The sequence below is a fragment of the Solihabitans fulvus genome (assembly GCF_008386585.1).
Classification (GTDB): Bacteria; Actinomycetota; Actinomycetes; order Mycobacteriales; family Pseudonocardiaceae; genus Solihabitans; species Solihabitans fulvus.
The window spans coordinates 55,510-80,505 of the sequence record NZ_VUOB01000042.1; the positions used below are offsets into that span (position 1 = coordinate 55,510).

General features: G+C 71.9%; 18 protein-coding genes and 1 riboswitch. Of the genes, 7 read left to right on the forward strand and 11 right to left on the reverse strand.

Going from position 1 to position 24,996, the window contains the following annotated elements; genetic code table 11:
• Positions 1-124: 124 nt before the first annotated feature.
• From F0L68_RS24115 to F0L68_RS24135, 5 genes are all read right to left on the reverse strand, one after another.
• On the reverse strand, positions 125-376 hold the full coding sequence (locus F0L68_RS24115; protein WP_149852042.1) for a hypothetical protein: 252 nt from the start codon (positions 374-376) through the stop codon (positions 125-127).
• A 35-nt stretch (positions 377-411) separates the two neighbouring features.
• Positions 412-1,365, reverse strand: a complete 954-nt coding sequence (locus F0L68_RS24120) for an amidohydrolase family protein (protein ID WP_149852158.1) — start codon at positions 1,363-1,365, stop codon at positions 412-414.
• 10 nt (positions 1,366-1,375) lie between these two features.
• Positions 1,376-1,942, reverse strand: a complete 567-nt coding sequence (locus F0L68_RS24125; RefSeq protein WP_149852044.1) for an NADPH-dependent FMN reductase — start codon at positions 1,940-1,942, stop codon at positions 1,376-1,378.
• A 255-nt stretch (positions 1,943-2,197) separates the two neighbouring features.
• Positions 2,198-5,833, reverse strand: a complete 3,636-nt coding sequence (gene metH, locus F0L68_RS24130) for a methionine synthase (RefSeq protein ID WP_188316785.1) — start codon at positions 5,831-5,833, stop codon at positions 2,198-2,200.
• 14 nt (positions 5,834-5,847) lie between these two features.
• Positions 5,848-5,925: riboswitch (S-adenosyl-L-homocysteine riboswitch) on the reverse strand.
• Positions 5,926-6,083: 158 nt separating this feature from the next.
• Positions 6,084-6,695, reverse strand: a complete 612-nt coding sequence (locus F0L68_RS24135; RefSeq protein WP_149852045.1) for a LysE family translocator — start codon at positions 6,693-6,695, stop codon at positions 6,084-6,086.
• Positions 6,696-6,753: 58 nt separating this feature from the next.
• Between F0L68_RS24135 and F0L68_RS24145 the strand changes: the two genes are divergently transcribed.
• Positions 6,754-8,646 (forward strand): aminotransferase class I/II-fold pyridoxal phosphate-dependent enzyme, encoded by a 1,893-nt coding sequence (locus F0L68_RS24145; RefSeq protein ID WP_223199086.1) that lies wholly within the window; start codon positions 6,754-6,756, stop codon positions 8,644-8,646.
• 99 nt (positions 8,647-8,745) lie between these two features.
• Here the strand turns inward: F0L68_RS24145 and F0L68_RS24150 are convergent, their stop codons facing one another.
• Both F0L68_RS24150 and F0L68_RS24155 read right to left on the reverse strand, forming a co-directional pair.
• Entirely contained in the window at positions 8,746-9,450 is a 705-nt protein-coding gene (locus F0L68_RS24150; protein ID WP_149852046.1) for a nucleotidyltransferase domain-containing protein, read from the reverse strand.
• A 216-nt stretch (positions 9,451-9,666) separates the two neighbouring features.
• Positions 9,667-10,029, reverse strand: coding sequence for a nuclear transport factor 2 family protein (locus tag F0L68_RS24155; protein ID WP_149852048.1), 363 nt, complete (start codon positions 10,027-10,029; stop codon positions 9,667-9,669).
• Positions 10,030-10,266: 237 nt separating this feature from the next.
• On the opposite strand from F0L68_RS24155, the gene F0L68_RS24160 reads away from it, so the two are divergent.
• Positions 10,267-11,205, forward strand: a complete 939-nt coding sequence (locus F0L68_RS24160; protein WP_223199087.1) for a bifunctional DNA primase/polymerase — start codon at positions 10,267-10,269, stop codon at positions 11,203-11,205.
• 34 nt (positions 11,206-11,239) lie between these two features.
• On the opposite strand, the gene F0L68_RS24165 is transcribed toward F0L68_RS24160, so the two are convergent.
• The 3 genes from F0L68_RS24165 to F0L68_RS24175 all read right to left on the reverse strand — a co-directional run bounded on the left by F0L68_RS24165 (position 11,240) and on the right by F0L68_RS24175 (position 15,908).
• A complete protein-coding gene (locus tag F0L68_RS24165) occupies positions 11,240-11,896 on the reverse strand; it encodes a nuclear transport factor 2 family protein (protein ID WP_223199088.1) in 657 nt (218 codons plus the stop codon).
• The gene (locus F0L68_RS24170) at positions 11,893-14,256 is read right to left on the reverse strand and encodes a helix-turn-helix domain-containing protein (protein ID WP_149852049.1); all 2,364 of its coding nucleotides are present in this window, start codon (positions 14,254-14,256) and stop codon (positions 11,893-11,895) included. The genes F0L68_RS24165 and F0L68_RS24170 overlap by 4 nt, the downstream gene beginning before the upstream one ends.
• A 347-nt stretch (positions 14,257-14,603) precedes the next feature.
• The gene (locus F0L68_RS24175; RefSeq protein WP_149852051.1) at positions 14,604-15,908 is read right to left on the reverse strand and encodes a COG1470 family protein; all 1,305 of its coding nucleotides are present in this window, start codon (positions 15,906-15,908) and stop codon (positions 14,604-14,606) included.
• 155 nt (positions 15,909-16,063) lie between these two features.
• On the opposite strand from F0L68_RS24175, the gene F0L68_RS24180 reads away from it, so the two are divergent.
• The 4 genes from F0L68_RS24180 to F0L68_RS24195 all read left to right on the forward strand — a co-directional run bounded on the left by F0L68_RS24180 (position 16,064) and on the right by F0L68_RS24195 (position 22,626).
• Positions 16,064-16,690, forward strand: a complete 627-nt coding sequence (locus F0L68_RS24180; RefSeq protein ID WP_149852053.1) for a helix-turn-helix transcriptional regulator — start codon at positions 16,064-16,066, stop codon at positions 16,688-16,690.
• A gap of 117 nt (positions 16,691-16,807) precedes the next feature.
• Complete coding sequence (locus F0L68_RS24185) at positions 16,808-19,900, forward strand: TolB-like translocation protein (RefSeq protein WP_149852054.1); 3,093 nt, start codon at positions 16,808-16,810, stop codon at positions 19,898-19,900.
• A gap of 9 nt (positions 19,901-19,909) precedes the next feature.
• Positions 19,910-20,596: a Pvc16 family protein gene (locus tag F0L68_RS24190; protein WP_149852055.1), complete on the forward strand. Its 687-nt coding sequence runs from the start codon at positions 19,910-19,912 to the stop codon at positions 20,594-20,596.
• Positions 20,593-22,626, forward strand: coding sequence for an AAA family ATPase (locus F0L68_RS24195; RefSeq protein WP_149852057.1), 2,034 nt, complete (start codon positions 20,593-20,595; stop codon positions 22,624-22,626). Before F0L68_RS24190 ends, F0L68_RS24195 begins: the two co-directional genes overlap by 4 nt.
• Before the next feature lie 11 nt (positions 22,627-22,637).
• Here the strand turns inward: F0L68_RS24195 and F0L68_RS24200 are convergent, their stop codons facing one another.
• A complete protein-coding gene (locus F0L68_RS24200) occupies positions 22,638-23,210 on the reverse strand; it encodes an eCIS core domain-containing protein (RefSeq protein ID WP_149852058.1) in 573 nt (190 codons plus the stop codon).
• Positions 23,211-23,427: 217 nt separating this feature from the next.
• Here F0L68_RS24200 and F0L68_RS24205 point away from each other — a divergent pair, with 217 nt between their 5' ends.
• The gene (locus F0L68_RS24205; protein ID WP_149852059.1) at positions 23,428-24,963 is read left to right on the forward strand and encodes a phage tail sheath family protein; all 1,536 of its coding nucleotides are present in this window, start codon (positions 23,428-23,430) and stop codon (positions 24,961-24,963) included.
• Positions 24,964-24,996: the final 33 nt, after the last annotated feature.

Here is a 24,996-nt window from a genome sequence, read left to right on the forward strand (position 1 = left end):
CCTTGGCCCTTCAACCGTTTAGACGCCGGCCGGGGGCGATTGGTTGTCCCCGGCCGGCGTCTGCGGTGGATTGTCTGGGGCAGGATTGTCCGCGGCCGGTTGTCTGCGGCCGAGCGGACAGCGATCAGCACGGCAGGGCGGACGGGATCCGGCTCTCGGCGACCGACGCGCGTGCCGGCGCGGCCTTGGCCGCCGTCTTGGCCGCCGTCTTCGCCGCCGCCATCGTGAGGGCGGTCGCGTTGGCTATCGCGTAGATCGCGACGGCGAAGGGCACCATGGTCGGCCGGTGGACAGCGAGCAGGGCGGCTGCGGCCACGGCGAGCAGCACGGCCCTGACGACGACGCCGTTGTGGGCCAGCGTCCTGATGATGGTCATGATCGGTTCTCCGTTCGGCACAGCGGGGTGGTTGGTCAGTTGGTCGCGGCCGGGAGCCGGAGCAGCGCGGCGGCGTTGTGGTCGAGGACGGCCGAGGCGTCGGCGGGGGCCAGCGCGTCCCGCACCGAGGTCACGGCCCTGCGCAGCAGATCGCCGCTCTGGTAGGGGAAGTCGGTGCCGAGCACCAGTCGGTCCGCGCCGAAGGTCTCGGCCGCGGCGCGGATGGCGGGCAGGTGGCCGTGACTGACGGTGTCGAACCACATCCTGCGAGCCGCGTCGCTCGGCTTCTCCGGCGTCTCCGGCGACTCCCAGCGGTACTGGTTGTCGGCCCGCTGCAACAACATCGGCAGCGCGCCGCCGAGGTGCGAGTTGATGATCCGCACGTTGGGATAGCGGCTGGGGACGCCGGCCAGGATGAGGTGCATCGCGGCGATGGTGTCCTCCATCGGCGCGCCGACCATCCAGCGCATCCGGTGCTCCCCGATCAGGGGAGTGTCGGCGTCGTGGCCGGACGGGTGCACGTAGAGCACGCCGGCCCGTCGGTCCAGTTCCTCGAACAGCGGCGCGAAGGCCGGGTCGGCGAGCGTGCGGCCGAGCACGTCGGTGGTGACGGCCGCGCCGACGAAGCCGAGCTCGTCGATGGCGCGGGTCAGCTCGGTGAGCGCGGCGTCGGTGTGCGGCAGGGGAAGCGCGGCGAACGCGGAGAAGCGTTCCGGCCAACGCGCTACGACCGAGGCGTAGAGGTCGTTGGCGTGCTTGGCCGCGTGCACCGCGTGCCGCTGCTCGGCGAAGTGCGGAACCTGAGGGGACACCGACAGGACCTGGTGGTCGATGCCGACGGAGTCGTTGAGGGCGAACCGCGCCGCCAGTTCCTGCTCGGTGGCCCCGGCCCCGGTGCCGCGCTGGGTGCCGGTGTCGGTGCGGCCGTAGGAGTCGAGCAGGTCGAGGTAGTCGTCGGTCCAGAGGTGGGCGTGCACGTCGATGCGCATGGTGGTCACGTCACTTCTCCGTGATCTTGTTCTTCAGGGCGGAGAGCAGGTCGCGCAGCAGTCCGATGGTGGTCTCGTCGATGAGGTTGCCCTCGTCGTCGAACCGCTCGTGCGACCGGAAGGCGATCACCTCGGGCTTGACCACGACGTCGGTGTCGGTCCACACGAACGCCTGACGCAGGGCCAGCTGGGCGCGCACCGAGCCGAAGTTCGTCGGCGCGGCGCCCATGATCGCGGCGGGCTTGCGGGCGAGCGGCTGCCCCTCGGTCCTGGTCCAGTCGGTGCTGACCCAGTCGATCGCGTTCTTGAGCACGCCGGGAATGGAGTAGTTGAACTCCGGGGTGGCGATCAGCAGGCCGTCCGCCTCGTTGACGCGGCGGCGCAGGTCGGCCACGACCTCCGGGCGGGTGTGCGGGTAGTCGAAGTCCATGTCGTAGGGCGGGATGTCGCGCAGGCCCTCGTAGATCTCGATCTGCATGCCGTCCGGGGTGAACTTCTGCGCGGCGCGCAGCAGGGATGTGTTGTGCGAGTCGGCGCGCAGGCTGCCGGAAATGCCGAGGATCTTCAGGTCACTCATGTCTGCCCCAGGTGGTGCGGTTCGGTCTGACATGGAGAACACTAAACCGTTCAGTTCAATCATGCAACTGCACGGTTTAGTTTCTTGCGACACACAACACTGTGTAGTTCAGTGCACCGGCTCCGTGACTCCCCCGCCGGATCCGCCCAGACCAGCGCTACCGCGCCTGACCAGCGCACAAAGGCGGGCCGCACGGGTTGACACACCCCTGCGGCCCGCCATCGTGCGTGCGGTCGACTACTCCGGCTAGCTCGGCTACTTCGGCTCGTAGGCGAGGTTGGGCCGCAACCAGCGCTCGACCTCGGCGAGGTCCTGGCCCCGGCGGACCGCGTAGTCCTCGATCTGGTCCCGGCCGACGCGCCCGACCGTGAAGTAGCGCGAGGACGGGTGCGCGAAGATCAGCCCGCTGACGCTGGCGGCCGGGGTCATCGCGAACGAGTCGGTCAGCCCGAGGCCGAGGCTCCCCGCGTCGAGCAGGTCGAACAGCGCCTGCTTCTCGCTGTGGTCCGGGCTCGCCGGGTAGCCCAGCGCCGGCCGGATGCCCCGGAAGCGCTCGGCGTGCAGGTCCGCGAGCAGCGGGTCCGCATCCGGCTCGAACCAGGAGCGCCGCGCCTGGAGGTGGATGTGCTCGGCGAACGCCTCGGCCAGCCGGTCGGCCAGCGCCTTCACCATGATCGCCCGGTAGTCGTCGAGCTTCGCCTCGTACTCGCCGGCCAGGTCCTGCGCGCCGTGGATGGCCACGGCGAACCCGCCGAGGTGATCCCCTTGCGGCGCAACGTAGTCCGCGAGACATCGGTTGTGCCGCCCATCGGGCTTCACGGTCTGCTGGCGCAGCATCGGCAGGCTGACGATGCCCGACGAGCCGGTGTCCAGCAGGATGTCGTCGCCGTCGGAGTGCGCTGGCCAGAAGCCGAACGCGCCCTTCGCCGTGAACCGCCGCTCGGCGATGATGGTGTCCAGCAACGTGTTCGCGTCGTCGAACAGCTCGCGCGCCTCGGGCAGGTCCAGGATCGCCGGGTACTTGCCCTTCAGTTCCCAGGCGAGGAAGAGGAACTGCCAGTCGATCATCTCGCGCAGGGTGGTCAGGTCCGGCTCGACCGTGCGGACCCCGATGAACTCGGGCACCGGCAGGTCGTCGAACGGGACCACCTCGTGGTTCGCGCGCGCCTCCGCGATCGTCAACAGCGGACGCTGCTGCTTGTTCGCGTGCTGCTCGCGCAGCTTCTCCTGCTCCTCGCGGTTGCGCACGCCGAGTTCTGCGGCCCGGTCTGCGTTGAGCAGGTCGCCGACGACGCCGACGACCCGGGAGGCGTCCAGCACGTGCACTGTGTTGGCGTCGTAGGCCGGCGCGATGCGCACCGCGGTGTGCTGGCGCGAGGTCGTCGCCCCGCCGATCAGCAGCGGCAGCTTCAGACCCCGACGCTCCATCTCGCTCGCGACGGACACCATCTCGTCCAGCGAGGGCGTGATCAGCCCGGAAAGCCCCACCGCGTCGGCGTTCTCAGCGACGGCGGTGTCCAGGATGACCGAGGCCGGCACCATCACGCCGAGGTCGATGACCTCGTAGTTGTTGCAGCCCAACACGACCCCGACGATGTTCTTGCCGATGTCGTGCACGTCGCCCTTGACCGTCGCCAGCACCACCTTGCCCTGGCCCCGGCTGAGCTCGACGCGGCCAGCCAGCCTGGCCTGCTCCTTCTCCTCCTCCATGTACGGCTCGAGGTAGGCGACCGACCGCTTCATCACGCGCGCGCTCTTGACCACCTGCGGCAGGAACATCTTCCCCGCGCCGAACAGGTCGCCGACGATCTTCATGCCGTCCATCAGCGGACCCTCGATCACGTCGAGGGGGCGCGCCGCGGTCTGCCTGGCCTCCTCGGTGTCGGCCTCGACGAAGTCGACGATGCCGTGCACGAGGGCGTAACCGAGGCGCTCGTGCACCGGGGCCTCGCGCCAGGACAGGTCCACGGTGCGCTTGGTGCCGGACCCGCTCACCGTCTCGGCGAAGGAGACCAGCCGGTCGGTCGCGTCCTCGCGGCGGTCGAACAGCACGTCCTCGACGAGTTCGAGCAGGTCGGCCGGGATGTCCTCGTAGACGGCGAGCTGGCCGGCGTTGACGATGCCCATGTCCAGCCCGGCGCGCACGGCGTGCAGCAGGAACGCCGAGTGCATCGCCTCGCGCACGACATCGTTGCCCCGGAAGGAGAACGACAGGTTGGAGATGCCGCCGCTGGTCCGCGCGCCGGGACAGCGCTGCTTGATCAGCGGCAGCGCGTCGATGAACGCCTTGGCGTAACCGTTGTGCTCGGCGATGCCGGTGGCGACCGCGAGCACGTTGGGGTCGAACACGATGTCCTCCGGCGCGAACCCCGCCCGCTGCGTGAGCAGGTCGTAGGCGCGGCCGCAGATCGACACCTTGCGCTCGACGGTGTCCGCCTGGCCCTGCTCGTCGAAGGCCATTACGACCACGCCCGCGCCGTAGTCGCGGATGCGCCGCGCCTGCCGCAGGAAGGGCTCCTCGCCCTCCTTCAGGCTGATCGAGTTGACCACGCCCTTGCCCTGCACGCACTTGAGGCCGGCCTCGAGCACGCTCCACCGCGAACTGTCGACCATGATGGGGATCCTGGCGACCTCCGGCTCGGTCGCGATCAGGTTCAGGAACGTGGTCATCGCGCGCTCGCTGTCGAGCAGGTCGGCGTCCATGTTGACGTCGAGCAGGTTCGCCCCGCCCCGCACCTGCTCAAGCGCGACGTCAACGGCGCCCTGGTGGTTGTCGGCCTCGATCAGCCGACGGAAGCGCGCGGAGCCCGTCACGTTGGTGCGCTCGCCGATCATCACGAACCCGGTGTCGGCGCCGATCGAGAACGGCTCAAGGCCGCTGAACCTCGGCTGCGTCGGCGGCGTGGGCACGTGGCGCGGCGGCAGGTCGGCCACGGCCGCCGCGATCCGCGCGATGTGCTCGGGTGTGGTGCCGCAGCAGCCGCCGACGATGTTGACCATGCCCGACTCGGCGAACTCGTGCAGCAGGACCGCGGTCTCCCCCGGTGTCTGGTCGTAGCCGCCGAACGCGTTGGGCAGGCCGGCGTTGGGGTGGCTGGCCGTGTAGGTGTTGGCGAGCCTGGACAACTCGGCCACGTGCGGGCGCATCTCCTCCGCGCCAAGCGAACAGTTCACGCCGACCACCAGCGGGTCGGCGTGCTCGATCGAACTCCAGAACGCCTCGACGGTCTGCCCGGACAGCGTGCGGCCGCTCAGGTCCACGATCGTCACCGAAATCCACAGCGGCAGGTCCGGCGCGACCTCGCGCGCGGCGGCGACCGCGGCCTTGGCGTTGAGCGTGTCGAAGATCGTCTCGATCAGCAGCAGGTCGACCCCGCCCTCCGCGAGCGCGGCCATCTGCTCGGCGTAGGAGTCGCGAACCTGGTCGAAGGACACCGCGCGGTAGGCGGGGTCCTCCACACGCGGAGACAGCGACAGCGTCACGTTGAGCGGCCCGATGGAGCCCGCGACGAAGCGCCCGTCCAGCTCGTCGACGGCCTGGCGCGCGAGTTCCGCGCCGCGCAGGTTCATGTCCCGCACCAGCGACTGGAGGCCGTAGTCCGACTGGCCGATGCTGGTCGCGGTGAACGTGTTCGTGGTGGTGATGTCCGCGCCGGCGGCGAGGTACTGGCGGTGCACGTCGAGGATGAGGTCGGGGCGCGTGAGATTCAGCAGATCGGGGTCGCCCGTGACGTCGCGCGGGTGGTCCGGCAGCAGGTCGCCCCGGTAGTCGGCCGGGGTGAGCGAGGCGCCCTGGAGCATCGTGCCCCACGCCCCGTCGAGCACCGCGACACGTCGGTCGAGCAGGTCCCGCAGTGCCTGAATCCGGTTGCTCGCAAAGGACTTGCCCAACACGCCACCTCCCGTTGTGGGAGGCGCCCTTGCTGCACGACGGCTGGTCGAGCGTGGCGGGCGAATCGCCCGTTGCAGCGCCTCTCGACCTGGGAACCAGAAGGTACCGGGCGGGCACTGGTCCACGCCAGCGACGCGGCCCGTGTCCCAGGGACTGGACTCCTTCTGGGTGGACACTTGCGGTTGCGGGGCGGACCCGCTCCACACAGGAGCGGACACGCCCCACGATCGGGCTACAGGCACGATCGGGCTACAGGTCGGTCAGGGCGAGCTTCGCGCCGAGCGCCACGAAGGAGACGGCGAAGACCCGACGCAGCCAGGCGAGCACCTTCGGCCGCGAGATCACGTGGTCGCGCACGGACGCCGCGAAAACGCCGTATGCGGCGAAGACCACAAACGTGCACACCATGAACACCGCGCTCAGCTCCACCATGCGCAGCAGGGAGTTCGGCTCGCCCGCGGTGACGAACTGCGGCAGGAACGCGAAGAAGAAAATGGTCAGCTTCGGGTTGAGGATGTTGATGAGGACGCCGGAGAGGATCACCCTGGCCGCCGACCGGGGCTCGGCCTCTCGGTCCACCACGATCGAGTCCTTGTCCCGCAGCGTCGCGATCGCCATGTAGAGCAGGTAGGCCACCCCGAGGTACCTCAGCACCTGGAAGGCCACCGCGCTGGTGTGCAGCAGGGCGGCGAGGCCGGTGATCGTCGCCAGCATGTGCGGCACGATGCCGAGGGTGCAGCCGACCGCGGCGACCACGCTGGCGCGGCGACCTCGGGAGATGCCGGCCGACAGCGTGTAGACCACGCCGGTGCCGGGCGTGACGACCACGATGAGCGTGGTCAGCAGGAACGCGAGACTCACGGTGAAACCTCCTGGAACCGGCCGGCGAACACGCTCACTGTGCTGCCACAATGGTCCAATGAGTAGGGCCAAAACTGGCCGGAATGACAGGTCCATAACTTCCGGGTCCGACTTCCTCCAGCTCGACATCAGCGACGCGCCGCGCGGCGGCCGGGCCGACTGGCTCGCCACCCGACTGCGGCTGGCGATCGCGGACGGCCGCCTGCCCGTCGGCAGCAGGCTGCCCGCCACCCGCGTGCTGGCCGGCGAACTACGCGTGTCCAGGGGCGTGGTCACCGAGGCGTACCAGCGACTGACCGAGGACGGCCACCTCGAAGGACGCGGCCGTGGCGGCACGATCGTCGTCGCCGTCCCCGTCACGGCCCGTGCAGCATCCGGGGGCGCGGGACGGGTCCCGGCAGGCTACGGCCACGCCGACGCCGTCCCCGGCGCGACGCACGCGTCCGCTGCGGCCGGGCCGCCATCGACGCCGTCCGCAGGCACTGCGAGTCCGAGACACCCTGCTTCCTCTGCCGATTGCTCTGCCGAGCCGCCGCCAACGCTGTCCGGCGGCACCCCTGACGCGGCGCAGCCGCCAACGGCGTTCGACGGCACCCCCGACGCGGTGCAGCCCTCCACCCTCACCGAGCCACCATCGACGTTGTCCGTCAGCGTTCGAGGCGCAGCGCCGATCTCAGCTCACCCCAGGCCGCCATCGACACCGTCATCCAGCGCGCCCGGCGCGACACGGCTCCCCTCGCCTGCCGAACCACCGTCGGCGCTGTCCACCCTTGCCCGAGGCGCTGCGCACCCCTCTCCGACCGGGTCGCCATCGACGGTGTTCGGCGGTACTCCCGGTGCCGATGTCTTCGACGCGTTGCGGGCGGCACCGGCCAAGATCGATCTGTCGCCCGGTGTGCCCGACCTCGCGGCGTTCCCGCGCGGGGCATGGCTACGCGCGGAACGCGGCGTGCTCAACTCGCTCGCGCCGGCCGAACTCGGCTACGGCGCCCCCAGGGGCACGCCCGTCCTCCGACGCGCCGTCGCGAACTGGTTGGCCCGCAACAGGGGCGTGCTGGTCGATCCCGACGAGGTGGTCATCGTCGCCGGCGTGGCGCAGGCACTTGGACTGCTCGCGCAGGTGCTTCGGGAGGACGGAATCACAGCGCTCGCGGTGGAGGATCCCGGTTCGCTCGGCGTGCGCCAGCACCTGTGGCACTGGGGGCTGGCGACGCCGCCGGTCGCCGTCGACGCGGCTGGCCTCCGCGTGGACGACCTGCGCGACAGCGGTGCCCCTGCGGTCGTGATCACCCCGGCGCACCAGTTTCCGATGGGTGTGGTGCTCGACGGCGACCGGCGGCGTCAGCTGATCCGGTGGGCCGACGAGGGCGGGCTGATCGTCGAGGACGACTACGACGCCGAACACCGCTACGACCGACCGCCCGTGCCGGCGCTGCGGTCCATGCTCGCCGAACAGGTCTGTTACACGGGCAGCGTGTCCAAGCTGCTGGCACCGACGCTTCGGGTGGGCTGGCTGCTCGTGCCGACGCGGTACCGGGAGGCCGTCGTGGCTGCCAAGCGGTTCGCGGACCTCGGCAATGCCGCGCTGCCGCAGCTGGTGCTCGCGTCGCTGATGGAGTCGGGCGAACTGGAGCGCCAGCTGAGGTTGTTGCGCCGCCGCCACATCCGGCGGCGCGACGCCATGATCGAGGCGATCGGGGCCGATCTGCCGGGCGCGGTCGTGCACGGCGCGGCGGCCGGCCTGCACCTCGTGATCACCTTCGATGCGGACTTCCCCGACGCCGACCTCGCCGCCGCCGCCCTGGCACGAGGCGTGAAGACGCAACCGTTGTCCTGGCACCGTCAGCGACCTGGCCGACCGGGTCTCGTGCTGGGCTATGCCGCGAACCCACCGACCGCCGTGGCGGAGGGTGTCGCGACGATCGCGGCGGCCTTGCGCGAGCTTCGATGACTGGCGTCCACGGAACCACACCAACCAGGAGAGGCTGTGGAGGCCGTGCCGGCCGGTGTCGAGAGCTGCGGCAGAGGGCTCTCCAGGAAAAACAGGTTGTCAGGCGGGTGCGGTCCAGAACTCCCTGCGGACGCGGAGGAGCCAGTCCTCCGCCTTTGCCGTGTCGGGTTCCTCGGACAGGACGCTGCGGGCCGCGTCGAACCGCGCCTCGGCGGCAGCGAGGAACGGTCGTGCCGACTCGGGGTCGGCGGCGACCCTCCGGCCGAACTCCAGGTAGCGCTCGGGATCGGACAGGCGGACCTGCATCCGGCCGGTGGCGTAAAGCTCGTAGCCCTGGTCGACCAACCGCATCAGGTGCCTGGCGTGCTTGGCGGTGCGGCGGCGCGTGTCGGCGGAGAACGTGCCGTCGGGGCGAGAGATCAGCTTGCGGAACTGTTGGCCGGCGTACCCGAGGTACGCGTCGCGGACGCGGCCGGCGCACAGGAACGCGTCCCTGATGCCGATGGCCTCGTCGCCGAGCGCGGTGCGCGTCTCGTACAGATTCTCCGGCAACCACAGCAGTTCGGCCACGGTCGGGTTGCCGCGCAGCAGCAAGCGCACCGCCTTCGCCACCTCGTGCAGGGTCACGTCGGGATCCGTGGTGACGTGGCTGTCCGCGGGCGGATGCAGACCGAGCACGGCCGAGGTCGGCGCGGCGAACATGCCAAGGCGGTCGACATCCGAATCCGGACCGGCCAGCCCGTACGCCGTCGAGCCGACGACTCCGGACAGCAGGACGGTGCCGAGGGTGGTCAGCGTCGCCATGCTCGTTCCCTTCTGTTCGTTCGGGCGCGGGATTCGGGCGGTCGCAGGACTGTAGCTGGAGGTGGATTGGGGACACTTGTGAATATCTCGCCGGTACGGCCTTGGCGGGACCCTGGTCTGGTGAGTTCGCGGTTCTGCTGTTGACGATCGAGCCTGTTGTCGGTCGAGCAGAGCGGCGTGGGTACCAGGCCGTCGCCGAGGCATGCACCCCGCGGTTCAGGCGGTGGGGACCTTGTCGAGGAAGCCGTAGACCTTGGTGATGCGGTCGTTCTCGATCACGGCGACGTCGAAGCCGATCACCAAGGGCTCGTCGCCGGGAACGCCCAGGTGCCAGGTGAAGCGCGCGGTGTTGTGGTGCGCGTCGACCGGGCCGCCCGAGGTGAACACCAGGCCGGCGAACTGGGCCTGGGCCCCGGCGATGACCTGGTCGATGACGTCGCGGCCCTCGGCGTCGACCAGCGGGTCGGTGTAGCGGGCGTCCTCGGTGAACACCTCGGCCAGCACTGCGGCGCGCTCGGCGGGGTCGGTGGTGTTCCACGCGTCGAGGTAGCGGGCGACGAGGTTCTCGGTGCTGCTCATGGTGATTGTCTCCCTGTTCGGTGGTGATCTCCTGTTGTGGGACAAGCTTCGCCGAGCAGAGGTCATCGGGTCGATTACCTCGGAAGTAAGGGTGCGGGTGACAGTCACCACACGTGGTTCCCGGCGGGAGGCGTCGTCGGATCGGCAGCGAGAGGCGTCGTCGGATCAGCTCGTCGGCGTGCTGGTCTCGGGGCTGTGGCGTTGCCTATTCTCGAGAGGCGAGGGACGGGGGTCGCGATGGCTGTCAGCGCCCGTGCACGACCGGCCAACCGCCTGCTGCGGGCGGCACTCAGCGCGGCCGAACGCGGCTGGCACGTGTTTCCGGTGTGCCCGCGCGGCAAGCGGCCGGCACTGCGCGACTGGGAACATCGCGCCACGACCGATCCCGACGTGGTGACCGCCTGGTGGACCTCCTCTCCCTACAACATCGGTGTCGCCACCGGGCCTTCGTGCCTGGTGGTGGTCGATCTGGACGCCTCGCACGGTCAGCAGCCGCCGAGCGAGTGGGCGCAGCTGGGGGTCAGCCACGGTCGTGAGGTGTTCGCTGTCCTCGCCCACCGCGCCGCAGCCCCGCCGAGCCGCACCTACACGGTGGCCACGCCGACCGGCGGTTGGCACCTGTACTACGCGGCTCCGGAATACGCGGCACCGGACCACGCGGCGCTGCGCAACACCGTCGGCGCGCTGGGTTGGCATATCGACACGCGCGCGGGCGGTGGTTACGTGGTTGCCGCCGGCTCGGTGCGCGACCAGGGCCGCTACACCGTGGTCGACGCCGGTTCGGTGGCGCCGCTGCCGGACTGGCTGCGCGACGCGCTCACGCCGCCGCCGGTGATCGTGCGTCCACGAACGCCGGCGACCCACTCACGCGCGTACCTGCGTGCCATCCTCGACGGCGAGGCCGCCACGGTGGTGCGGGCTGCGCACGGCACCCGCAACCAGACCCTGTTCAAGGCCGCCGCGACCCTCGGCCGGCTGGTCGCCGGTGGCGCGCTCGACGAGTTCACCGCAGTGTCAACGCTTCGACAGGCGGCCTCCGTCCATCTTGGAGTCGACGATTTCACGGGGGGCGGAGGCCGAGCGCACCATCGAGTCCGGGCTGCGCCGGGGCGCGATGGAGCCGCGCTCGGTCGGCTGAGACCGCCGCTCGACATCGTTGCCGTGGCGGGATGTTGAGCGCGCGTGAGGGGGCCGTGGTCCGGTGTGAAACTCACGGTGTCGGGTTCGGGCGCTGCGGACATAAGGTGTCGTTGACCGCCGCGGTGTCCCAGTAGAACGGACGGATCTCCGCTACCAGGCCGTTTCTGACCGTCATCCACTGGATGACCCAGGTGTCCAGGACCCGGCCGGTGGCCCGCGACCGCAGCAGGCCGCGGTTCATCACCATGACGGTGTCGCCGTCGACCGAGAACTCCTGTTCCAGGAACTCCAGCGACGACCATTCGCGACTCATCGCGGCCATGAATCCCGCTATGCCGGCATGTCCGCGCCATTCACCCCCGTAGGGCAGGCCGGGGGCCTGGCGCATCACGACCTCGGGGTCCAGGCACGCGGCCATGTCGGCGAAGCGCGCCCCGCCTGGGTCGACGGTGGTACCGACGGCGGCATCGACGGCGCTCAGGTAGGCGGCCTCGGCCGCGAAGAAGCGTGCCAACACGGCCAGGGTGGCGGCCCTCGATCCGGTGGCGTGGGTGGCGGTGGTGGTGGCGGGCGGTTGCGGGTGATTGGTGGTCATGTTCTCTGAACACCGGGAGGGGCGGATCGGTTGCAGTTCTGGCCGGGAAAGTTGATCTGTCCATTGGCGATGCCAGCGGCCGGGCGGCTGTTGCCGGCCATGCACCGGTCGGTCGGGTGCGGTGGCGCTCACACCACGCGGCGGACCCTCAGCGTGTCGCGGTCCGGCACGTCCGGCCTCGGGCGGTGCGCGGTCGACCGGTCCGGGTCGACGGTGGCCAGCAGGGCGAGAACCCGTTCCTGCTGCCCGGATTCGCCGATCTCCGTGAACACCTCGAGCGCCCGGCCGAGCAGTTCGGCCGCCACCGCGCGATTGCCCAGCGCCTCCTGGCACCTGGCCAGGCCGAAGGATGCCAGTCCCTCCACGACGGCGAAGTGGTCGTCCGCCGCGAGGCCGAGCGACTCGCGGAACGCCTCGGCCGCCTCCGCCGACTGGCCGGCCGCCTCCAACGCGTCCGCCAGTCGCAGCAGGCTGACCGCGAGATGATTGCGGTACTGCACCATTTCCGGCGATCGGTAGTAGCCGACCACCTTGCGGTGCACCGTGATCGCCTCCTCGAACCGGCCAACCTGGTGCAACGCCATGCCCAGCAGCGACAGCGCGACCTGCTTGCCGAACGGCTCGCCCAGCTCGTGGAACACCGCGAGCGCGGCGCGGATGCGCTCGGCCGCCTCGGTCGGCCTGCCGAGCATCAGCTGGATGCGCCCGCAGTGCTGCAACGCCCACGCCTCGAGCTTGCGGTTGCCGGTCTCGCGCGCCACGCGCCAGGCGCGCTCGTGCGCGCGCAGCGCCTCGTCGTGCCTGCCCCGCACCGCGCTGAGCACCGCGCCGAGGAAGTTCAGCTGCACGGCCTCCTCGGCGCGCATGCCGAGCGCCCGCGCCGAGGCGACCCCGTGCCCGAACACCTCGCACCACAGCAGTGGATCGGTGCGGAACTCCGAGTAGCTGTGCACCGCGTGGCTGAACGCCAACACCTCGGCGTGCCGGTCGGCGGCGGCCTCGTGCCGCAGGGCGGCCAGCCACAGCGGTTTCTCCGTGTCCAGCCAGTCGATCGCCTCCGTCCTGGTGGCGATGGCGGTGTCCTGCGGCGACGAGGCCGTCGGCAGGCAGCCCGGCGGCGAGAGCAGCACCCCGGCGTGTGTGCCGGTGGTGAGCAGCCACGTGGTCATCCGCTGTTCCGTCGCGCGGAGCTGCTCGGCGGGTTCCTCCAGCGCCAGCCGCTCGCCGGCGAACACCCGCATCAAATCGTGCAGCACGTACCTGCCGGCGACCGGCGCGCCCTCCAGCATGCTGGCGTCGACCAGCTCCTCCAGGCTGCGTTCCGCGGTGTCCCGGTCGGTCGCGCTGAGCGCGGCGACGACGTCCGCGGCGAAGTCAGGGCCTGTCACCAGCGAGATCCGCCGGAACACCGACCTCGTCTCTGGGTCGCACTGCCGGTAGGACACCTCGAACGCCGCCCGCACCTCGAGGTCGCCCGCCGTCAGCGCGTTGAGCCTGCGCTGCTCGTCGTCCAGCTGGCGCACCAGGTTGTCGACCAGCCAGCGCGGCCGGGTGGCCAGCCGGTTGCCCGCGATCCGCAACGCCAGCGGCAGGTTTCCGCACAGCGCCGCGACCCGCCGAACGGACTCCGGTTCGGCCGACGCCCGGCTCGCTCCGATGATCGACCTGAGCAGGCGCACGGAGTCGGCCGGCCGGAGCACGTCCAGTTGCATCCTGGCGACCGATTCCAATCCGGAGAGAACGCGCCGGCTGGTCACCAGGACGAGGCAGCCGGGGCTGCTCGGCAGCAGCGGCCGCACCTGCGCCTCGTCGGCGGCGTTGTCCAGCAGCAGCGCCATTCTGCGGCCGCGCAGCAGCGACCGGTAGAGGCCGGCGCGCTCGTCGACGTGCGGCGGCAGCTGCTGTTCGGCGACGCCGAGGGCCACCAGGACCATGCCGAGCGCCTGTTCCGTGGTGATCGGTTCCGGGCTGGTGCCGCGCAGGTTCACGAACAGCGAGCCGTCGGGATAGCGGTCGGCGAGCCGGTGGCCCGCGTGCACGGCGAAGGTCGTCTTGCCGACGCCGGGGGCGCCGTGGACGCTGATCACGGTGGCCGTGCGGTAGACGGGGGCCGATTCGTCGTCCAGCAGCGCGATCAGCTCGGCCAGTTCGTCCTCGCGGCCGGCGAGGTCGGCGACCTCGGGCGGGAGCTCGCGCGGCAGCGGATCCGGCTGGGCGGCCGGTTCCGGCGGCACGACACGCGGTGTCGGTTCGCCTCGGCCGACGACGCGCAGGAACTCCGACCGGTCCCGCTCCCCCAGCGCCAACGCGACGGCCAGCGCGTGCGAGGTGCGGCGTTGCGGACGGCGCACCAGGCCGCGTTCCAGGTCGCTGATGGCGCGGGTGCTGACGCCGGACTTCTCGGCCAGTTCCTCCTGGGTGAGGCCGCTGGACTTGCGGTGCTGGATGAGCAGGCGAGAGAGGGGCAGTCGTCCTGATCCACCGCTCGCCATCCGCACACCCCGCCCTCGGTCGCGACGTCCAGCGCGGATCGTCCGTCCACACGAGGCGTCGCTCTGCCCCCTCGGTGGAACCGCTTCCATCGTTCATCCTGGGGCACCGATATTCGTCCCGTGAACCGCCTTCCGGGCGACCCGAGCCCCCACGACCGGCCGCCGTGACGATCACCACAGGTGCACAGTGCATCGAGTGACGGAACGGCCGCGTCATCGGCAGATACACAGAAATCGTTCTGCGCGTGGAACTTCGTGGTGCACGGGTCGGGCCGGTGCTTGGCTCGACACAGCGGAAGCGGGTGGGAGGGCCAAATGCCGAGCAGGGCGGGGCGTGCGGTGGAGTGTCAGCGCGACGGTTGGGGCTGGTCACGCAGTTCACCGTTGACGTTGAGCACCTCGACGCAGCCGGCCGCCTGCTGCCCGCTCGCCGGGGTGCCCGGCTTGGCGCAGGTGACGGCCGCGCTCACGGTGGCGTCCGCCGGCACCTCGATGGGGGTGACCCAGTGGTAGTCCTGGTTGCGGAAGGTCTCCATCGCGATGGTGGTGATGGTCCGGTCGCCGAACGCGACGGTCAGCACGCCCTCGTCGCCCTGGAAGTTCGCCAACACCAGGTCGGTGATCAGGAACACCTTGCCGGTCGGGACGGTGTACGCGCCGGTGCTCTGCGCGCCGCCGTTCGTGCGGACCTCGATGGTGGCGGAACTCTGCTGCCCGTTGCCGCCCGCCGTGCCGGGCTGCGCTGCGCCGGTCTGCGCCGGGTTGGCCTGCGAGGTGTTCGCCGCCGCACCGGGTTTCTGGGCGGCCGGCGCGTTCGGCGCGGACGGACCCGGGGCCAACTGTCCTGCCTGGACCAGTTGGTTCGCCTTGTCCTCCGCCGCCTGCTTGGCCGCGCTGCGCACCGCGGGCCGGACCAGCGCGAACCAGGCCACCACCAGCGCGATCAGCAGCGCCAACAGGGCGAGCAGCCACCGAGGCAGAATGGCGAGTTGCACCAACTCGCCGTCGAGTGCCCTCGGCAGCGGCGGATCCTTCTCGATCGGCGGCGTGGCCTCCGGAGTCGCGACGAGCTGGAACGGCGTGCCAACGGACTTGCCGAACCAGATCAGCTTCCGCACGCGCACGCGAAGCCGGACCTCCGCCGTGTCACCGGGTTCGATGGCCACGCTGGACGGCACGCCCCGGTAGCGCAGCTCGGCGGCGGCGTCGGTCGCGTCGAGCGCCACCGTGATCGGCGTGTTGCCCTCGTTGCGCAGCTGGGCGCGGAAGCGGGCGCGCCACCAACCGCGCCGACGCTGGGGCACCAGCGTGGCGTCGAGCTGCCCGAACGCCTCAATGGTCACCGTCGTCTCCGGAACGGCCACCAGTTCGGGTTTCTCCGTCGGCAGCACCCTGACGGCGAGCGGCACTTCGCCGGCGCGCACCTCGGGCGAGCGCGGCGGGTGCAGGCGAATCGTGACGGTGCCCGAGGTGCCCGGGTACAGCGACAGCCGGGCGGGTTCGACCTCGGCCCACGGCGCGCATGGGCCGATCACCTCGAACGTGTAGGCCTCCACGATGTCGCTGTCGTTGCGCACGGTCAGGCTGGTCGTCGCGGTGTCGCCAGGGGTGACCACGACGGCCGTGAAGTCGAGCTCTGCTGAGGTCGTCACGCTCCGCACGCTAGGCGCGGCCCGCACGCGGCCGGCAGGTAACGGCGGGCACCCGGCAGGCAGACCCGGTGCCCTCGCGGGGCAGCGGGTGGTGCCCGAAGGCTCCGGAGCACGCGGGGTAGCGCGGAGTTCCGGATCGAGGAAGGGAGTTGGCGATGGGGCCACGAGTGCCGGTCGCGACGTACGCGGCTGACCCGATCCTGCGTTTCGGCGTCGCTCATCAGCTGCGTCCCCGGCCCGAGGTGGAGCTGCTCGGGCCCGACGAGGAGGACCGCGCGAAGGTCGCCCTGGTGGTGGTCGACCAGGTCGACGAGGACGCCGTGCAGTTGTTGCTGCGGCTGCGGCGTTCGTCGGCGGCCCGCACGGCGCTGGTCGTCGGCCGGTTCGAGGGCGCGGCGCTGCGCAGCGCGATCGAGTGCGGGGTCGCCGCGGTGCTGCGGCGGTCCGAGGCCGACCAGGATCGGCTCGTCGCGGTCGTCACGGCCGTCGCGCGGGGCGAGGGCGTGCTGCCTGGCGACCTGCTCGGGCAGCTGCTCGACCACGTCGGGCAGCTTCAGCGCGCCGCGCTCGACCCGAGGGGCGTGACGCTGTCGACCCTGGCGGCCAGGGAGGTCGACGTGCTCCGGCTGGTCTCGGAGGGCTTCGACACCAACGAGATCGCGGACAAGCTGTCCTACTCCGAGCGCACGATCAAGAACATCCTGTACGAGATCAACACTCGGCTGCGGCTGCGCAACCGGGCGCACGCGGTGGGGTATGCCATGCGGAACGGGCTGATCTGATCCGCCGTCCGTGCCCCAATTACTCCGGCGGACTTCCCGTGGCCGTGCCCGCGCGGTCCTGCTTGCCTCGCCCGCGCCGCAGCACGATGACTGGCAGCCCTAGGTTCGGAGGTGGCCGTGTCCGGTGGAATCCGACGTGCGGCGCGCGCCAGGATCGCCACCGCCGCCGTGGTGGTCATGCTGTCCGCGCTGGCGACCGTGGCGGGTTCCCCTGCCGCCGCAGCGGATCCGACGCCGGAGGCGAGCGGCCGGATCGGTTTCGCCGGCACCGGGCACCACAGCCTCGGGCAGGTGCTCGACCCGAATCCGGGGCGACAGCAGGGCAGCACCGAGCTGTTCGGCGCCGGCCCCGCCCACTTCGACGACCAGCCGTCGGCCAGGGGCGGCCTGCTGGTGTTCACCAGCCTGCGGGACGCGCCGACCCCGCAGGTGTACCTGCGCGACGCGACCGGGGCGACGCGGCGGCTCACCACCGGCCGGGACGCCGCGCACCCGCAGCTGTCCCCCGACTTCGCCTGGGTGGTGTTCGACTCCGCCGAGCCGGCGGCCGGCGGCCGGCAGCAGCGGGTGGTGTGGCTGGTGCGCGCCGACGGCACCGGGCTGCGCAGGCTCACCGACACGGCGGCCGACGAGGCCTGGCCGACGTTCTCCGCCGACGCCGGCCGGATCGCCTTCTCCAGCAACGCGAGCGGCCGCTGGCAGATTTTCGTGCGGCCGGTCGCCGGCGGCCCGGCCACCCGGCTGACCGACGAACCGGCCGGCGCGGCCACGCAGCCCGCGTGGAACCCGGTGAACGACGCGGCGCACCGCGACCAGCTGGTCTACGTCCTCGACGCGGACGGCGACCTCGGCACCACCCTCGACCAGAGCCTGCGGCTCACCAGGGGCGCGCCCGTCGGCGTCCCGGTGCTGACCGGCGCGCAGGCGGGCTGGCAGGGCAGGCTGCCCGCGTGGCAGCCCAACGGCGACGGGCTGCTGTTCCTCAGCGTCGACAGCAACACGGCCGCCGTCCGCGGCACCGTCGACCAGGTCTACGTCGTCCCCAACGCCTCGGCCGGGCCGCCCGGCAACGCCCCGCTGCTGCTGCTCGCCGAGGACCGGCTGGTGGACTCGGCGACCTGGTTGGTCGACGCGGCCGGCCAACATCTGGTGGTCGGCAGGACCACCGCGATCACCCGCAACGTCGTGTCGTCGCAGGACATCCGCACCGACGGCAGCGACCCGCGCGACCTGCGGGTGTCGGTACTCACCGAGGATCCGGCCGCGGCGACCAACAGCGCCGTCCTGTTCAACCCCGCCCCCGGGTTCGATCCGTGGACGATCCGGCAGAGCTACTCGCCGGACGGCCGGCGCGTCGCGGTGAGCCGGTTCGAGACGGTGAACGGCGTGCGGTCCGAGCGGATCTGGATCAGCGATCCAGACGGCACGAACGCGCACCTGCTGCCCATCGCGGACCGCAGGGACGGCGACTGGGAGACCGACGTCGAGTGGTCGCCGGACAGCAGCACGATCGCACTCGCCCGCCGCTCGCCCGGCGCGATCAACCGCAGGGGCGGCCCGAGCCGCATCATCCTGGTCCGCGTCGACACCGGCGCGGTGATCGGCAGGCTGCCCCCGAACCCGGCCGCCGACCAGGACGACGGGCAGCCGACGTGGTCCTCGGACGGCACGCTGCTCGCGTTCAGCCGGGGCACGGTGGCCGGCGGGCCGGACGGCCAGCCACGGGACCAGCACATCTGGATCACTCGCGTGGCCGCCCTTGACCAGCAGCGGGACCTGAGCGCCGCGATCTGCGGCTGCGGCGTCACGGACGACAGCCCGGTGTTCGCGCCGGACGGCCGCAGCCTGGTGTTCAACCGGGAGAGCGACGGCCTGCTCCAGATCTCGCTCGCCGACGGCGGCTGCCAGGTGTTGCTGCCGGTCGGCCAGAACTCGTGCATCGGGCCGGTGACCGCGCCGGGCGGGCCGTTCCAGCCGCGCGATGTGGCGTGGTCGCCGGACGGCAAGCGGATGGTGCTGACGGTCCGGCGCGCGGCCGACCCGAACTCGCCGGAGACCCTGGCCGTCCTCGATCCCGCGACGCGGGCGCTGACCACGCTCGGCGCCGCGCTGCCCGGCCGGCAGAAGGAACCGAGCTGGCAGGCCACCTCGGACCTGTCCATCGCGGCGCCGCCCGCCGCGCCGCCCGTGCTGACCGGGACGGACGAGCGAATCACGGCCGTGATCACCAACCGGGGCCTCGCGCCGACCGGCACGACCGTGTCGGTGTCTATGCCGGGTGGGCTGCGGCTGGACGGCCTGACCGGGCTCCAGGGCGCCTGCGACACCGCGACGCTGGCCTGCGATCTCGGCGTGCTGCCGCCGGGCGGCACGGCCACGGTCGTCGCGACCGTGACGGGGCTGGTCGCCGGCGACCAGCGGCTCGGGTGGTCGGTGGCCGGGACGGTGCTCGACCTCGCGCCGGCCGACAACGCCGCCGAGACGGTGGTCCCGGTGACCTCGCCCGCCCCGCCGCCGCCACCTCCACCGCCGCCTCCCCCACCACCGCCGCCTCCCCCACCGCCACCGCTGCCGACCTCGGCCGTACCGACCGTCGCGGTGATCGCGCAGCCGAACCCCGCCTACGTGGGCGGACGGACGACCGTGCGCTACACGGCAGGCAACCAGGGCACCGCCGTGGCCGCCGGGCTGCGGCTCGACCTCGGCCTGCCGGCCGGCATCCCCGTGGTCACCCTCCCGCCCGGGTGCACGGCGGCGAGCTGCGCGCTGCCCGACCTGCCGCCCGGCGCGACCGCCGTGGTGCAGGTCGTGCTGGCCCCGACCGCGCCGACCGTCGCCACGATCCCCACCGCGCTGCGGTCCGCCAACGCCAACACCGCGCAGGCCGCCACCACGCTGCGGGTGCTGCAACCCCGCATCGTCGCCGTGCCGCCGATCGGCAAGCCCGGCTTCGTGACCTCGGTGCGCGGCCTCGACTTCCCGCCCGGCGCGCCGGTCCAGTTGACCTGGACACCCGGCATCACCGCGGCGGCGGCCCCGACGCTGCCGCTGGCCGACGGCCGGTTCGTCGCGCAGCTGCTGATCCTGGCCAAGGACCAGACCGGGCCCCGCGTCATCACCGCGACCGGCGCGGGCTTCAGCCCGGTGACCACGCCGTTCCTGGTGGTGGCCGGCACCATCGGTCCCCCTTCAATGATCTCTCGCCGCTAGGAGGCATCGGTGATCCACGAGGTGGACGAGGGGCTGCGGCTGCTGCTCGCCGAGGAGGGCCTGCCCGGCGACGGCGTGGAACTCGTCTTCGACGCCCCGACCAAGGACTGGGCCGCCAAGCGCAACGCGCCGACCGTGAACGTGTTCCTCTACGACCTGCGCGAGGACCTGACCCGGCGGCGCACCGGCACGCAGGAGGAGCACGACGGCGACGGCACGGTCGTCGGCTGGCAGGAGCCGCCGCTGTGGTACCAGCTCTCCTACCTGGTGAGCGCGTGGACCACCCGGCCGATCGACGAGCACCGGCTGCTCTCGGAGGTGCTGCGGGGCGTGTCCCGGCACGACACGCTACAGACGGACTGGCTCACCGGATCGCTCGCCGAGCTGGGCCTGGCCGTGCTGGTCGACGCGGGAGGCGCGGTCCCCGACGGCAACGCGGCGACGGACCTGTGGTCCGGGCTCGGCGGACAGCTCAAGCCCTCGATCGGCCTGCGGGTGATCGCCCCGCTCCAGGGCAACCGCGAGCCGGCCGGGCCGCCGGTCACCGAGGGCATGGTCGTGCGCGTCGGCGGGACCGACGAGGACGGGCGGCGGCTGCGGTACGAGGGGCCGACCACCGCGCAGGGCACCGGCCTGGCGCCGACGCGGCCGAAACCGCCGCCGGGGGCCGGGCGGCGACGGCGGGGGCGCCTGTGACGACGACGGCCGACCCGCCGGGCGTCGACGACCTGCTCGCCGGGGTGGCTCGCGTGTGGGAGCTGGTGCGGGACGCGGTGGCGGCGCGGCGGGCCGTCGACCCCGACCCCGACGATCCGTTCCGGGGGCTGCACCTGAGCCACGACGCGGCGCTGCGCATCCTGCGCGCCCCGGCGAACGGCGTCGCCCGGCCGAGGGACGAGCCCCCTGCGGAGGGCTCGCGGCTGTCCCTGGTCGCCGAGGCGTTCGGTATCGACGCGCTGGACGTGGCGTTCCTGTTGGTGGCCATGGCTCCCGACCTGGACACCAGGTTCGAACGGCTCTACGGCTACCTCAACGACGACGTGACGCAGCGCCGCGCCACCGTCCGGCTGGCGCTGGACCTGCACGGCCTCGCCGCGACCGGGCCGTGGCGGTTCCGGTTCGCGCCGGACGCGCCGCTGGTGGCCGGCGGACTGGTCGAGGTCCGCGAGCGGGACCGGCCGTCGCTGTCCCGCGTGCTGCACGTGCCGGACCGGGTGCTCGCGCACCTGCTCGGCCACGACGAGCCGGACCGGAGCCTGGCGGAGCTCGCGGCGCGCGTGGCCGACGGCCGGCCGTACCCCGCCGTGTCGGCGGCGCTGCGGGTCGGCGTGTCCCCGGTGTACCTGCGGCACGACGGACCCGGCTGGCCGGAGTTCGGGGACGACACGTTCGCCGCGCTCGGCCGCGCCGCGCTCGTCGTGACCACGAGAGTCCTTGCCGGACACCAGGAACCGCTCGACGCGCTGGCCGAGCTGCTGCGGGAGGCACGGCTGCGGCGCGCCGGGATCGTGCTCGGCCCCGTGGAGGAGCTGGACCCCGACCGGCCGGAGCGCGCCGGGCTGCTGCGGGCCGTCGGCGCGCTCGCCGACCACGTCCCGCTGGTCGTGTACGGCCGGCGCACCTGGGATCCCCAGTGGGCGCACCAGGTTCCGCTGTCGGTGCCGGCCGAGCCGGTCGACGCGGCCGAGCGCGCCGGGCAGTGGCGTGGCGCGCTGGCCGGCCAGGGGCATCGGGTGCCGGAGTCGGCGTTCGCCGAGGTGCTCACCACCTACCGGCTCGACTCCCGGCAGATCCGCGCCGCCGCGCGGCTCGCCGGCCAGCACGCGCGAGCCGAGGGCCGGCCGGTGCGGCTGGACGACCTGCGCGCGGGTGCGTTGACGCACAACGGAACCGGCCTCGAACGGCTGGCCAGGCGCATCGCGCCGTCGGTCGGCTGGCCGGACCTGGTGCTGCCGGACCAGACACGGCGCACCCTGGCCGACGTGGTGACCAGGGCGCGGCACCGGGACACCGTGCTCGGCCGGTGGCGGATGCGACCAGGCGGCGGGCGAGGGCTCGGCGTCACCGCGCTGTTCGCCGGCGAGTCCGGCACCGGCAAGACCATGGCGGCCGAGGTGATCGCCGCCGAGCTCGGCATGGACCTCTACGTCGTCGACCTGTCCACCGTGGTGGACAAGTACGTCGGGGAGACCGAGAAGAACCTGGAGCGGATCTTCTCCGAAGCCGTTGGGGTCAACGGGGTTCTGCTGTTCGACGAGGCCGACGCGATCTTCGGCAAGCGGTCCTCGGTGCAGGACGCGCAGGACAGGTACGCCAACATCGAGTCGGCGTACCTGTTGCAGCGCATGGAGTCCTTCGACGGGATCGCGGTGCTGACCACCAACCTGCGGGCGAACCTCGACGACGCGTTCACCCGGCGGTTGGACGTCATCGCGGACTTCCCGGTGCCCGACCGGGCGCAGCGGCTGGTGCTGTGGGACCGCTGCCTCGGGGCGGCGCTGCCCCGCGCGGACGACCTCGATCTCGGTTTCTGCGCCGAGCGTTTCGAGCTGGCCGGCGGGTCCATTCGGTCCTGCGCGGTGACCGCCGCCTATCTGGCCGCGGCGGCGGGCGAGGCGGTGACGATGGCGGACGTGATCGCCTCGGTGCACCAGGAGTACCGCAAGCTCGGGCGGTTGGTGCGGGCGGAGGAGTTCGGCGCCTCCGGCGGCGCCACGGCTTCGTAGCGCCGCGCGACCTACTCCTCCGTCTCCGTCTCCGTCTCCGTGTCCTTGGCCGGCGTCGGGCCGGCCAGCGCGCGCGTGGCGTTGGCCTCGGCGGCGCGCTCGAACCGGTCGGACGGGTCGGACACCCGAAGGCCGGTCCCGTTGTCGGCGCCCGAGACCGGGCCGGACCGCTGCTGGATCACGTGGGTCAGCTCGTGGGCCAAGGTGTGCCGGTCCGCCCCGCCGTCGCCGAGGACCACATGCGAGCCTGCGGTGTAGGCGCGGGCGCCGAGCTCCGCCGCCGACCGCTGCGCGGCGTCGCCGGTGTGCACCCGCACGTCGGAGAAGTCCGCGTCGAGCCTGGCTTCCATCTCCTGCCGCACCGGCTCGCCAAGCGGCTGACCGGAACCCGCGAGCACCTCGTCGACCGACGACCGCTGCACCCCCTGGCGCGCCTCGTCGACGAGCCTGGACACGGCCGCGTTGCCGACGGTTCGTTGCAGCGCGGCGAGATCCGCGGCACTCCGGCTGCGGCGGGACGGCGGGACCGGCTTCGCGGCCTTGCTGAATTCGTTCGTCCTTTGTGGATAGTTATGCTCGTGCATGCCGTTCCTCCTCGGATGTCCTCACCGCACAGTTACCGACAACACCGGTGTGACGGAAGGTGTCCCGGGGCAGACCGGGGTGCAGCGGGAGGCCCCGGCGCCCGGTGGCCGGAGAGGCAGCCGGGCTGCCCCCGTCCTGGGTCGGCGGAGTCTGCCGTGCCGCGACCCGGGCGACCACGCTTGGCGGAGAGCATCCGGGCAGACGAAGGAGCGCAGCATGCCGTCGTATCTCTCGCCAGGCGTGTACGTGGAGGAGGTCCAGAGCGGGGCGCGGCCCATCGAGGGAGTCGGCACGGCCGTCGCCGCCTTCGTCGGCTTCGCCGGGCAGGGACCGTTCCACCAACCGACCCTGGTCACCAGCTGGGACCAGTACGTCCGCGCCTTCGGCGGGTTCTACGAGGACGGCTACCTCGCGCACGCCGTCTACGGATACTTCGCGAACGGCGGCGGCAGCGCGTACGTGGTGCGGGTCGGCGGATCGGCCAGCGGATCGGCCGCGAAGGACCAGCCACAGCAGACGACGTCGACGCCGGTCTCGTTGGGCGAGCTGCGGATCGCGGCGCTGCCGGCGGCCGACTCCGACCTGACCGTCGAGGTCGCCGACGTCGACGGCGAGAACCCGCCGGAGGACCGGTTCCGGCTGCTGGTCAGCCAGGGCGGCAAGGTCGTCGAGAGCTACGACGTGTCCACCAGGAAGAACGTCAGGAGCTACGTCGTCACGCAGGTGACCGAGCGCTCCAAGCTGATCCAGGTCACCGCGCAGCCGGAGACCCCGCTGACCCGGCCGGACAAGCAGACCGTCACCGTGCCGGCCCCGACGCCGACGCCGAACACCCCGGCCGTCATCAACGCTGGCGAGTACGTCGGCCAGCTCGCCGACCGCACCGGTTTCGGCGGCCTTGAGGCGATCGACGAGATCACCATGGTCTCGGTGCCCGACCTGATGAGCGCCTACCAGCGCGGCGTGATCGACGCGGAGGCCGTCCGCACGGTCCAGCTCGCGGTGATCTCGCACTGCGAGCAGCTGGGCGACCGGGTCGCCGTGCTGGACGCGCCACCCGGACTGAACGCGCAGCAGGTGCGGGCCTGGCGGATGGACGAGGCAGGCTACGACTCCCGCTACGCCACGCTCTACTACCCGTGGATCAGCGTGTTCGACCCGCCGAGCGGCCGAAACAGGCTGGTGCCGCCGAGCGGGCACATCGCGGGCGTGTGGGCGCGCAGCGACGCCGAGCGTGGCGTGCACAAGGCGCCGGCCAACGAGGTCATCCGGGGCGCGGTCGACCTGGAACTGGCGCTGAGCAAGGGAGAACAGGACCTGCTCAACCCGATCGGCGTCAACTGCGTTCGGTCGTTCGCCGGCCGCGGCATCCGAATCTGGGGCGCCCGCACGCTGACCTCCGACCCGGCGTGGCGGTACCTCAACGTGCGCCGCCTGTTCAACTACCTCGAGGAGTCGATCCTGGTCGGCACCCAGTGGGTGGTGTTCGAGCCGAACGACGACCGGCTGTGGTCCAGCATTCGTCGCAACATCAGCGCTTTCCTCAACGAGGAGTGGCGGCGGGGCGCGCTGTTCGGCCGCACGGCCGAGGAGGCCTACTACGTCAAGTGCGACAGGGAGAACAACCCGCAGGAGTCCATCGACCTCGGTCAGGTGGTGTGCGAGATCGGCATCGCGCCGGTCAAGCCGGCCGAGTTCGTGATCTTCCGGTTGGCCCAGTTCTCCGACAGCACCAGCCTGATCAGCGAGTGACACCCGGCAGTCCATTTCGAAAGGCGGTAGCAG

Excerpts from the sequence above, each read along its gene's own strand:
- F0L68_RS24115 (WP_149852042.1), bottom strand. The coding sequence starts at position 376 with ATGACCATCATCAGGACGCTGGCCCACAACGGCGTCGTCGTCAGGGCC.
- F0L68_RS24120 (WP_149852158.1), bottom strand. The coding sequence starts at position 1,365 with ATGCGCATCGACGTGCACGCCCACCTCTGGACCGACGACTACCTCGAC.
- F0L68_RS24125 (WP_149852044.1), bottom strand. The coding sequence starts at position 1,942 with ATGAGTGACCTGAAGATCCTCGGCATTTCCGGCAGCCTGCGCGCCGAC.
- F0L68_RS24145 (WP_223199086.1), top strand. The coding sequence starts at position 6,754 with ATGAGTAGGGCCAAAACTGGCCGGAATGACAGGTCCATAACTTCCGGG.
- F0L68_RS24150 (WP_149852046.1), bottom strand. The coding sequence starts at position 9,450 with ATGGCGACGCTGACCACCCTCGGCACCGTCCTGCTGTCCGGAGTCGTC.
- F0L68_RS24155 (WP_149852048.1), bottom strand. The coding sequence starts at position 10,029 with ATGAGCAGCACCGAGAACCTCGTCGCCCGCTACCTCGACGCGTGGAAC.
- F0L68_RS24160 (WP_223199087.1), top strand. The coding sequence starts at position 10,267 with ATGGCTGTCAGCGCCCGTGCACGACCGGCCAACCGCCTGCTGCGGGCG.
- F0L68_RS24170 (WP_149852049.1), bottom strand. The coding sequence starts at position 14,256 with ATGGCGAGCGGTGGATCAGGACGACTGCCCCTCTCTCGCCTGCTCATC.
- F0L68_RS24180 (WP_149852053.1), top strand. The coding sequence starts at position 16,064 with ATGGGGCCACGAGTGCCGGTCGCGACGTACGCGGCTGACCCGATCCTG.
- F0L68_RS24200 (WP_149852058.1), bottom strand. The coding sequence starts at position 23,210 with ATGCACGAGCATAACTATCCACAAAGGACGAACGAATTCAGCAAGGCC.
- F0L68_RS24205 (WP_149852059.1), top strand. The coding sequence starts at position 23,428 with ATGCCGTCGTATCTCTCGCCAGGCGTGTACGTGGAGGAGGTCCAGAGC.